Origin of the sequence: Stenotrophomonas sp. 57 (genome assembly GCF_030291075.1) — a bacterium.
Classification (GTDB): domain Bacteria; phylum Pseudomonadota; class Gammaproteobacteria; order Xanthomonadales; family Xanthomonadaceae; genus Stenotrophomonas.
Map to the genome: position 1 here is coordinate 4,393,263 of NZ_CP127407.1, position 9,419 is coordinate 4,402,681.

At 68.6% G+C, this 9,419-nt stretch carries 9 protein-coding genes; 6 read left to right on the forward strand and 3 right to left on the reverse strand.

Annotated features, from left to right (window positions below; genetic code table 11):
* Window positions 1-9: 9 nt before the first annotated feature.
* The 3 genes from QP512_RS20135 to folE form a co-directional block, all read right to left on the reverse strand.
* A complete protein-coding gene (locus QP512_RS20135) occupies window positions 10-711 on the reverse strand; it encodes a DUF4194 domain-containing protein (protein ID WP_286070419.1) in 702 nt (233 codons plus the stop codon).
* The gene (locus tag QP512_RS20140) at window positions 698-2,167 is read right to left on the reverse strand and encodes a DUF3375 domain-containing protein (RefSeq protein ID WP_010487509.1); all 1,470 of its coding nucleotides are present in this window, start codon (window positions 2,165-2,167) and stop codon (window positions 698-700) included. Before QP512_RS20140 ends, QP512_RS20135 begins: the two co-directional genes overlap by 14 nt.
* 112 nt (window positions 2,168-2,279) lie before the next feature.
* Window positions 2,280-2,891: a GTP cyclohydrolase I FolE gene (gene folE / locus QP512_RS20145; RefSeq protein ID WP_004141296.1), complete on the reverse strand. Its 612-nt coding sequence runs from the start codon at window positions 2,889-2,891 to the stop codon at window positions 2,280-2,282.
* Window positions 2,892-3,482: 591 nt separating this feature from the next.
* Here folE and QP512_RS20150 point away from each other — a divergent pair.
* The 6 genes from QP512_RS20150 to QP512_RS20175 all read left to right on the forward strand — a co-directional run bounded on the left by QP512_RS20150 (window position 3,483) and on the right by QP512_RS20175 (window position 9,172).
* Window positions 3,483-3,938, forward strand: a complete 456-nt coding sequence (locus QP512_RS20150; protein WP_008265191.1) for a MarR family transcriptional regulator — start codon at window positions 3,483-3,485, stop codon at window positions 3,936-3,938.
* Between the two features lie 108 nt (window positions 3,939-4,046).
* Window positions 4,047-4,256 (forward strand): DUF1656 domain-containing protein, encoded by a 210-nt coding sequence (locus tag QP512_RS20155; protein WP_109814706.1) that lies wholly within the window; start codon window positions 4,047-4,049, stop codon window positions 4,254-4,256.
* Window positions 4,253-5,170, forward strand: a complete 918-nt coding sequence (locus tag QP512_RS20160) for an HlyD family secretion protein (protein ID WP_286070420.1) — start codon at window positions 4,253-4,255, stop codon at window positions 5,168-5,170. Before QP512_RS20155 ends, QP512_RS20160 begins: the two co-directional genes overlap by 4 nt.
* Window positions 5,167-6,636 (forward strand): efflux transporter outer membrane subunit, encoded by a 1,470-nt coding sequence (locus QP512_RS20165; protein WP_286070421.1) that lies wholly within the window; start codon window positions 5,167-5,169, stop codon window positions 6,634-6,636. The genes QP512_RS20160 and QP512_RS20165 overlap by 4 nt, the downstream gene beginning before the upstream one ends.
* 3 nt (window positions 6,637-6,639) lie before the next feature.
* A complete protein-coding gene (locus QP512_RS20170; RefSeq protein WP_286070422.1) occupies window positions 6,640-8,679 on the forward strand; it encodes an FUSC family protein in 2,040 nt (679 codons plus the stop codon).
* A gap of 94 nt (window positions 8,680-8,773) precedes the next feature.
* On the forward strand, window positions 8,774-9,172 hold the full coding sequence (locus QP512_RS20175) for a hypothetical protein (protein ID WP_286070423.1): 399 nt from the start codon (window positions 8,774-8,776) through the stop codon (window positions 9,170-9,172).
* Window positions 9,173-9,419 lie beyond the last annotated feature (247 nt).

Below are 9,419 nucleotides of genomic sequence, written 5' to 3' on the forward strand. Positions count from 1 at the left end.
TCGGGTCTCTCAGGCCTCGGCGGCCGGGGTTTCGCGCAGCTGGCGGTAGACCGCCGAAAGCTGGGACACGTCTTCGGCGGAGAACAGCAGCTTCAGTGCCGGCGAGACTTCGTGGCGGTCTTCCTGGCCGCTGAGGCGGGTCAGGATGTGGTTGTCCTTCATCTTCTGCACTGCCGAGGCGACGCGGCGGTTGAAGCCGGCGCGGTCGGTGGACAGGTTCTTCTCGTAGATGGCCAGCGCTTCGGCCATCTCGGCGTCGGCGACCACCGCGCGGTTGCCGCGCGCATCGGCCTCGGCCAGCTGCTGGCGCAGGTACAGCAGCAGCACCGAGTCGATGAAGGTCAGCGGCGAGGTGCGCAGCAGCACCGGCGCATCAACGTCTTCGGTATCGGCCTGGCGGGTGAACGCCACGCCGCTGTCACGATCGAGCACCAGTTCCAGGAACAGGTCCGCCAGCGACGAGCGGATGGCCGCCTCGCTGCGGATCAGCGCCGGCCACAGTTTGGCGTGGCGCAGCTGGTCGATGCTGGGGCCGATCAGCAGCTGGCACAGCGCGCGGCGCGCATCCAGCGGCAGGCGCCCGGTATCGCCGAGGTAATACACGTCGTTGCCACGGCGGGGCTGCGCCACGGCCGCCACCAGCTCGGCCTCGTAGGCGTCTTCCGCCACGTCGGCCTGCGGTGCGTCGATGGGATCTTCATGCCAGCTCATGGCGTCTCTCCTGAGTGAACCAAACCAGCGGGATGCGGGCGCGACGGATCTGGCCGTCGCCACCACGCCATTGCGCAAGCTCCTGCTCGCCGGCAACCACGTTGCCGAAGCGCGTGCCCAGCGACAGGTAGCCGATGACGCTGCCGAGGCCCTGCGGCGCTTCGCGCTGCGACAGGGCCTGGGCGATGCTGAGCCGCGGCTGTGCATCGAGCAGGTCGTGCAGGTCGCGGCGCAGGGTACGGAAATCGATTTCGGACGAAGCGACCAGATCACCGACGCTTTCCAGGCTGATGGCCGCGGCGTCGTTGTACTCGACATTGCCATCGACCTGGGCACTGCGCGGATCGTGCAGCCTCCACTGCGACCACGAGCGCAGGCGGCTGGTGGTCAACTGCAGGTCACGGCCGATGCCACGCTGTGCGGGGAATTCGTCGCGCAGAGCCAGTGCTTCGGACTGCGCCTGCTTCAGCAGCTGGTTGAGGCGACGCTGTTCCAGGTAGCCACGGCTCTGCACGAAGCCGCGCAGGCTGCGCGCGAAGTTCTGCAGCACGTCGTGCACCTGGCCACCGCGTTCGAGCATGGTGCTGGTGAAGCTGCGCAGGAAGTTGCGTTCGTTGCGGTCCAGGCGGCGCGCAAAGCCACGCGCCAGCACCGCTTCCAGCGCGGCATCGAGCTGGGCACTCTGCTCGGCGTCGTTGAGCAGGCGCCAGAACGCCTGGAAACTGCGCCCGGCGTCACTTTCGCCGATGACATCCACGCCTTCGAACAGCTGCGACAACACGTCGCCGCGCTCGCCCTCGTCGTCGATGATGCGTTCGCGGAAATCGCGATTGAGCTGCTCGAAGTCATCGCGCACACGGCGGAAGTCCTCGGTCAGCTCGTCGGCCAGGCCGATGATCTGGCGGGTGCGTTCCAGCGCGCGCTTGCCGTCCAGCGCAACCACGCGGCCAGTGCCGACCCGGGCGATTTCGGCATCGATGCGGTCGCGCTCGTCGTGCAGCGCGGACAGGCGCGCATCAGGATCGGCTTCGGTCTGCGCAGCCAGCGCCGAGAGCTGCTCAATGACCAGCGCCAGGCGGCTTTCGGTGGCGGCTACGCGGGCCTGCTCGAGGCCGTCGGCGAAGCGGATCGCCTGCAGTGCGGCGGTGGACAGCTCGTACTGCTCCTGGTCGGCGCCTTCGGGCAAACGGCGTTCCAGCCAGCCCTGGGCCAGCCAGTGCGCGATGTAGGCCTGCGCGGTACGCGGCAGCTCGCGCGAGAGTTCATCGCCGGCCAGCTGGTCCAGCGCGCGCTGCAGGCGCTCGTTGAGCACCGACGAAGGCAACGTGCGCTCGCCGTCCATCAGCAGGCCCTGCAACAGGCCGATGATTTCCGGGGCGTGGTCGGCGGCAAGCAGCTTCCACTGGGGCTGTTCGCGCAGGTGGCGGTAACGGGCAATGCGTTCGCGATGCTTCATGCAGCGAAAGAAGTCTGTAGGGCTGACAGGGACGAGCCGCCATGCACGGCTGCCGCGGGGGCAGCCGTGGGCATGCCGGCCGCCAGGGGCCGGCGCGGTGCGGGCAAGCGGCTCAGCGCTTGCCGCCCACTTCGATGAAGCGCAGGAACTCGGCGCGGGTGCGCGCGTCGTCGCGGAAGCTGCCCAGCATCTTGGAGGTGACCATGCTGACGCCGCGCTTGTGGATGCCGCGGGTGGTCATGCATTCGTGGGCGCCTTCGACGACCACGCCGACACCGATCGGCTGCAGCACATCCTGGATGCACTGGGCGATCTGCGCGGTCATCTTTTCCTGCACCTGGAAACGGCGGGCGTAGGCTTCGACGACGCGGGCCAGCTTGCTGATGCCCACCACCTTGCCGGCCGGCAGGTAGCCGACGTGCACGCGGCCGATGATCGGCGCCATGTGGTGCTCGCAGTGGCTTTCGTACTCGATGTCCCGCAGGACGATCAGTTCGTCGTAGCCGGCCACTTCCTCGAAGGTCCGCTCCATGTAGGCGCGCGGGTCGTCGCGGTAACCGCTGAACCAGTCGCCATAGGCTTCGGCGACACGGCGGGGGGTATCCAGCAGGCCTTCGCGGGACGGGTCCTCACCGGCCCAGCGCAGCAGGGTGCGCACGGCATCCTCGGCCTGGTCCTGGGTCACGTCGCCCTGCGGGGCGGCCTTTTCGTTGTTCTTGCTCATTGCGTACAGCGTCCCGAACGGGGGGCGAGCATCGTACCCGACCGGGGGGTGGGTCGTCCTGTTGGGACGGTTCATCGGGGGTCTGGCGGCGCCTTGATTGGTATCGGCTTGGATGGGGAAGGGCGGCAGAGCAGGACACGCCGTAAACCCATCCATGGGGGCTCGGTCGGCGCATCCATGCGCCTCACGGTCCTGCCCTGCCGCCCTTCCCCATCCCTGACAGTTTCCTGCGAGCGCGGCCGGACCGCCCGAAAGCGGGGGCAAAAGCTGGGGTTCATGGCTTCGGAAGCAGCGCGCCGTCGCCCTGGTGGGTGCGGACCGTTGGTCCGCACTGCTTCTGCTCTTGCTTCTAAGAGCCAACCCACCGCGCTCGGGGGATGTGGGGTGAGTGGCGGAGGGCCGGGCGGGGCCGTGAGGCGCATGAATGCGCCGATCGAGCTTACATGGACGTACTTGCAGCGTGCCCTGCCCCGTCCCCCCCTCCGCCACCCCAACCGATAGCCAACAGGCGCAACGCTTTCCTCAACACACCCACCCATTCAGAAAAACCCATTGATAGGAATGAAATTAGTAGTATCCTATCTATATCTTATGGACCGACCCCTCGACGAGCGCACCGTGCTGCAGATGCAGCTCAGCTCCGGCCTGCTGTACGCAGGGCGGCAGTGGCAGCGCCTGGCCGACAGTCGGCTCGGCAGCTACGGCATCTCCACCGCCTGCACCATGCCCCTGCTGATGATCGGACGCTCCGGCGGTGGCATCCGCCAGGTGGCACTGGCCCAGCAGCTGGGCATGGAAGGGCCCTCCCTGGTGCGCCTGCTGGACAAGCTGTGCGCCAGCGACCTGGTCCGCCGCGAAAGCGATGCCAGCGACCGCCGCGCCAACCTGTTGTGGCTGACCGACGCCGGGCAGGCGCTGGTCAGCGAGCTGGAAGACCAGCTGATCGGCCTGCGCCAGGACGTGTTCGGCGAGCTTTCCATGGATGAACTGCACGCCGTGCTGAAGGCCTGGCGCCTGCTGGCCGAGGCCGCCGACCGCATCACGTAAGAGCGCTGCCCCCGAACACCGCCGCTGCCGTGCATACGCCAGCGGCTTTTGCCCGTTGCCGTTGTTCTGTTGTCCCTCCCCTCCCCCACCTCGCCCCCGCCCCTTCCGATGCCCGGTGAATTCAGTCTCCATGGAGTGTTCGTCCCGACCCTGCTCGGGTTGATGTTGTTGGCCTACTTGGTCAACAGCGGCCTGCACGCGCTGCTGCAGCGTGTCGGCGCCTATCGCCATGTATGGCACCCGGCGCTGTTCAACCTGGCGCTGTACGGGATCGTGCTTGGCCTGCTGTTCCACCTCCTGCGTTGGATGCAATCGTGAACAAGATCGTGAAGAAGACCCTGCCCATACTGCTGACCAGCGCAGCCGTGATCGTCGCCCTGCTGGTGCTGCGCCAGCTGTGGGTCTATTACATGGATGAGCCGTGGACCCGCGACGCCCATGTCGGTGCCGACGTGGTGCAGGTGGCACCGGACGTGTCCGGGCTGGTGGAAACGGTGAACGTGGCCGACAACCAGGCGGTGAAGAAGGGCGACGTGCTGTTCGTGATCGACCGCGCGCGCTACCGCATCGCGCTGGAACAGGCCAAGGCCAGCCTGGCCGAGCGCCAGGCCTCGGTGGCGCAGCTGCGCCGCGAAATCGGCCGTGACCGCAGCCTGCAGGATCTGGTCGCCGCCGAGGACGCCGAAGTGCGTCGCGCCAAGCTGCAGGCTGCACAGGCTGCGCTGGGCACCGCACAGGCGGCGGTCGACCTGGCCGAGCTCAACCTGGGCCGCACCGAGGTGCGCGCACCGGCCGATGGCCGGGTCAACGACCGCACCATGCGCGTGGGCGACTACGTGGTGGCCGGCAAGCCGGTGCTGGCGCTGCTGGACACCGGCTCGTTCCGCATCGACGGCTACTTCGAGGAAACCCGCCTGCGCGGCGTGGCCGCGGGGCAGCGCGTGGACATCCGCCTGATGGGCGAATCGGCGCCGCTGCGCGGCCATGTCGAGAGCATCGCCGCTGGCATCGAGGACCGCTACCGCAGCAACGGCAGCACCCTGCTGCCGAACGTGACCCCGGCCTTCGACTGGGTGCGGCTGGCGCAGCGCATTCCGGTGCGCATCGCCATCGACGAAGTGCCAAAGGGCGTTGAGCTGATTGCCGGCCGTACCGCCACGGTGACCGTACAGACCAACAGCACGAAGCATGCAGGCAAGGTCGGCACCGCACCGACACAGGCGGGCCTGTGAACGCCACCCTGCCCCGTCTCGGCCTGATCATCGCGCTGGCCAGCCTGGCCGCGTGCAGGACCGTCGGCCCGGACTACGCGCTGCCGGAAGGCTCGGCGTTCAAGCGCCCGGAGGCCAATGCGGCCTTCATCGATACGCAGAACCCGCAGGTGGCCGCCAACCAGGCGCTGCCCGACCGCTGGTGGTCGCTGTACAACGACCCGGTGCTCGACGGGCTGATCACCCAGGCGCTGCGTGACAACGTGGAACTGAAGGCCGCCGATGCGCACCTGCGTCGCGCCGCCGCCGTGTACGAACAGGCGCTGGACGCCGGCGGCTTCGAGTACGAGGCCGAGGCCGGCGTCAGCCGCGCGCAGCTGTCGGCCGAATCGTTCCTGCAGGAGCACGAGCTGCCGGTGATCAACCTGGCCGATGGCAAGTTCGCGGTCAGCTACCAGTTCGACCTGTTCGGCAAGCTCAAGCGCGGCGCCGAAGCGGCGCGTGCCGACGAGCAGTCGGTGGCGGCGGCACGCGATCTGGCCCAGGTCAGCGTGGTCGCGCAGGTGGCCGACAGCTACCTGGAAATCTGCCACGCCAACCACGAACTGCACGTGGCCGAGCATTCGCTGCAGCTGCAGCAGCGCAGCCGCACCGTTACCGAGCGCCTGATCGCCGCGGGCCGCGGCACGCCGCCGGAACTGGCCCGCGCCAATGCCCAGGTGGCACTGCTGGAAGCGGCACTGCCGCCGCTGCGCGCGCAGCGTTCGGCGGCCGCCTATTCGCTGGCCGCCCTGCTCGGGCAGACCCCGGGCCAGCTGCCGGCCGGCGTGATCGACTGTGCACACGCCCCCGGCCTGGCGCAGCCGCTGCCGGTCGGTGATGGCCGTGCACTGCTGCAGCGCCGCCCGGACGTGCGCCAGGCCGAACGCAAGCTGGCCTCGGCCACCGCGCGCATTGGCGTGGCCACCGCCGAGCTGTATCCGGACATCCGTCTGGGTGCCTCGGTCGGCGCCGCCGGTCTGCTGGAAGACTTCGGCACGCCGATGACCCAGCAATGGTCGATCGGCCCGCTGATCTCGTGGACGTTGCCGTCGTCGGGCACGCACGCGCGCATCCACGCCGCCGAAGCCGGTGCCGACGCCGCCTTGGCCGAGTTCGATCACACCGTGCTGCAGGCGCTGCGCGAGACCCAGACTGCGCTGGACCTCTATGCGCAGGACCTGCGCCGCCTGCAGTCGCTGCGTACCGCACAGGAGCAGGCCGCACTGGCCGCCGAACAGAACCGCCGGCTGTACCAGGGTGGCCGCACGCCGTACCTGTCCAGCCTGGATGCCGACCGCAGCCTGGCCACCAGCGACGCCACCCTGGCCGCCGCCGAAGCGCAGGTCTCGCGCGACCAGATCCATCTGTTCCTGGTGCTGGGTGGCGGCTGGCAGGCAACGGTTGCCCCCGCTGCGCCGTCCACCGCACAGGCCTCGGCGAAGTAAGCCATGAACGCGCTGACCGACCGCCAGGCCTGGCTGTTCTCGATCAAGACCTACCTGGCCGCAGTGGCCGCGCTGTACATCGCCATGGCCGGCAACCTGTCGCGCCCGTACTGGGCGATGGGCACGGTGTACATCGTCAGCCAGCCGCTGCTGGGCCCGACCCGGGCCAAGGGCGTATACCGCATCGTCGGCACCCTGGTGGCCGGGCTGGCCACCCTGCTGGTGCTGCCGGCGCTGGTGGAAACGCCGCTGGTGCTGAGCGCGGCGATGTCGATCTGGCTGGCCGGCTGCCTGTTCATGGCCCTGCTCAACCGCGGGCCGCGTGGCTACGCATTCCTGCTGGCCGGTTACACCACCGCCTTCATCGGTTTCCCTGCGGTGACTTCGCCGGAGACCATCTTCGACACGGTGGTGGCACGCAGCGAAGAGATCATCCTCGGCACGGTGGTGGCGGTGCTGTTCGCCTCGCTGCTGTTCCCCGCGTCGGTGCGACCGATGCTGCGCGCCCGTATCGGCAACTGGATGGAGGACGCGGCGCAGTGGTGCCGGCAGATTCTTGAACGTGGCCGCGCGCATGCGCCACGCAACCGGTTGGCCGCCGACCTGGTGCAGTTCGAGGCATTGATCGAGTTCCTGCGCCGCGACGACCCGCGCCATGCCGGTTCGGCAGTGTCGATGGAGCGGCTGCGCGAACGCATGCTGCTGCTGTTGCCGGTGCTGTCGTCGATTGCCGACCGCCTGAGCGCGCTGCGCAGCGAGGGGCAGACGCTGCCCGAGGGCCTGCCGGCGCTGGTCGATGACATCCACGACTGGATCGATACGCCTGCCAGTGCCAGCGACTACGCACGCCTGCGTGCGCGCATCAGCGCGCTGAAGCCGCAGGTAGACCGCGACCTGCAGCACCTGCAGCTGGCCAGCCTGCTACTGCGCCTGGAGGAGCTGGTGGACCTGTGGCAGGACTGCCGCACCCTGCAGCACGCCATCGACCACGGCACCGCACCGCTGGACCGCGCGCACTACCGCATCCGCACCGAGCGCGTGGCCACCGACAAGCACGTCGACTACGGCATGGCGCTGTTCTCCGCGCTCAGTGCCGGCGTGGCGCTGATGAGCTACTGCGTGCTGTGGATCGGCCTGGGTTGGGAAGGCGGCGGCAACGGCGCGATGATGGCCGCGGTAACGGCCGCGTTCTTTGCCGCACAGGACGACCCGGCACCAAGCATGGTCTCGTTCCTGGTCTGGGCCATCGTCGCTTCGCTGGTGGCCGGCGTGCACCTGTTCGGTGTGTTCCCGGCCGTGCATGACTTCGGCCTGCTGGCACTGGTGCTGGCGGTGGCGTTCCTGCCGCTGGGGCTGCTGCTGCACCACCCCAAGAGCGCGCTGTTCGCACTGCCGTTGACGGTGAACCTGGCCGCGCTGCTGAGCCTGCAGAACACCTACAGCGCCAACATCCAGAGCTTCCTCAACTCGTCCATCGCGATGTTCATCGGCATTGGCTTCGCAGTTGTGATGACCCGCCTGTTCCGTTCGGTGGGTGCCGAGTGGACCGCGCGCCGGCTGGTGCGGCAAGGCTGGACCACGCTGGCCGAAGCCGCCGAAGGACGTGGCCAGCAGGACCGCCAGCGCTTCGCCGCGCGCATGCTCGACCTGCTGGGCCTGCTCGCCCCGCGCCTGGCGGCGACGCCCGAGGGCAGTGACATCGCTTCGGTGGACATGCTCAATGAGGCGCGCATCGGCCTGAACATCCTGCAGCTGCGGCGCGCGCGGCTGGAGCTGCCGGAGCGCAGCCGCGAGGCGGTCGAGCACATCCTCGAGGAAATCGCCGCGCACTACCGGCGGCAGATTGCCGCGCGCAAGCCGATGGTAGCGGCTGAGGCGCTGCGCGAGCGGCTGGATACTTCGCTGGGCCGGGTCGGCAGCGTCGGCGCCTGCAAGGCCCGCGACGAGGCGCTGATGGGCCTGATCGGCCTGCGCTTCGCGCTGTTCCCCGAGGCGAAAGCGTTGGCGCCGGGGTTGTCGATGAGCGCAGCCGCACAGCCGTAGCGCGATACCCTGTGCGTCCACAGACCCCGTTGCCGGGGTCGGATCCTTCGCCCCGGGCGAAGGCTCTGACCCCTGCTCTGCACAGGAAGCTCCAATGAGTTACGACATGATGGTGTTCGAGGCCAGCGCCGCCCCACGCGAGGCCGCGGCGTTCATCGCCTGGTTCGAAAATCAGACGCAGTGGAACGAGCGCCACGAGTATGACGACCCGGCCGTCAGCAGCCTGGCGCTGCAGGCGTGGTTCGCGGAGATGGCGCAGGAATTCCCGCCCCTGGACGGCCCGTTGAGCAACGACGGTGATGATCGCGCCGAGGTGACCGAGTACAGCATCGGCCAGGAGGTGATCTACGGTGCGTTTGCGTATTCGGTGGCCGAGCGCGCGCATGGGCGCGTGCAGGACCTGGCCGAGAAGCACGGCGTCGGCTTCTTCGATGTGAGTGCCGACGAAGCAGCGATCGTGTTCCCCGATGGGCTGGTGCTGATCGCGGAATGACGGGGGCGGCAGGGCTGCACCCTGCACCTGCCGAATCAACGTCAACGTCAAAAGCGGGTATTCCTTGGGATGGCGGGGTGGGTCCGGTTGAGGGGGACGCCGTAAACCCATCCATGGGGGCTTGGTCGCGGCATCCATGCCGCTCACACCCCCTCAACCGGACCCACCCCGCCTTCGACAGTTTCCTGCGAGCTGTCGGCACGGCGTTCTGTTCTGGTGGGTGTCGACCTTGGTCGACACGGTAGAT

Coding starts and splice junctions, on each gene's coding strand:
- QP512_RS20135 (WP_286070419.1), bottom strand. CDS start 711: ATGAGCTGGCATGAAGATCCCATCGACGCACCGCAGGCCGACGTGGCG.
- QP512_RS20140 (WP_010487509.1), bottom strand. CDS start 2,167: ATGAAGCATCGCGAACGCATTGCCCGTTACCGCCACCTGCGCGAACAG.
- folE (WP_004141296.1), bottom strand. CDS start 2,891: ATGAGCAAGAACAACGAAAAGGCCGCCCCGCAGGGCGACGTGACCCAG.
- QP512_RS20150 (WP_008265191.1), top strand. CDS start 3,483: ATGGACCGACCCCTCGACGAGCGCACCGTGCTGCAGATGCAGCTCAGC.
- QP512_RS20155 (WP_109814706.1), top strand. CDS start 4,047: ATGCCCGGTGAATTCAGTCTCCATGGAGTGTTCGTCCCGACCCTGCTC.
- QP512_RS20170 (WP_286070422.1), top strand. CDS start 6,640: ATGAACGCGCTGACCGACCGCCAGGCCTGGCTGTTCTCGATCAAGACC.
- QP512_RS20175 (WP_286070423.1), top strand. CDS start 8,774: ATGAGTTACGACATGATGGTGTTCGAGGCCAGCGCCGCCCCACGCGAG.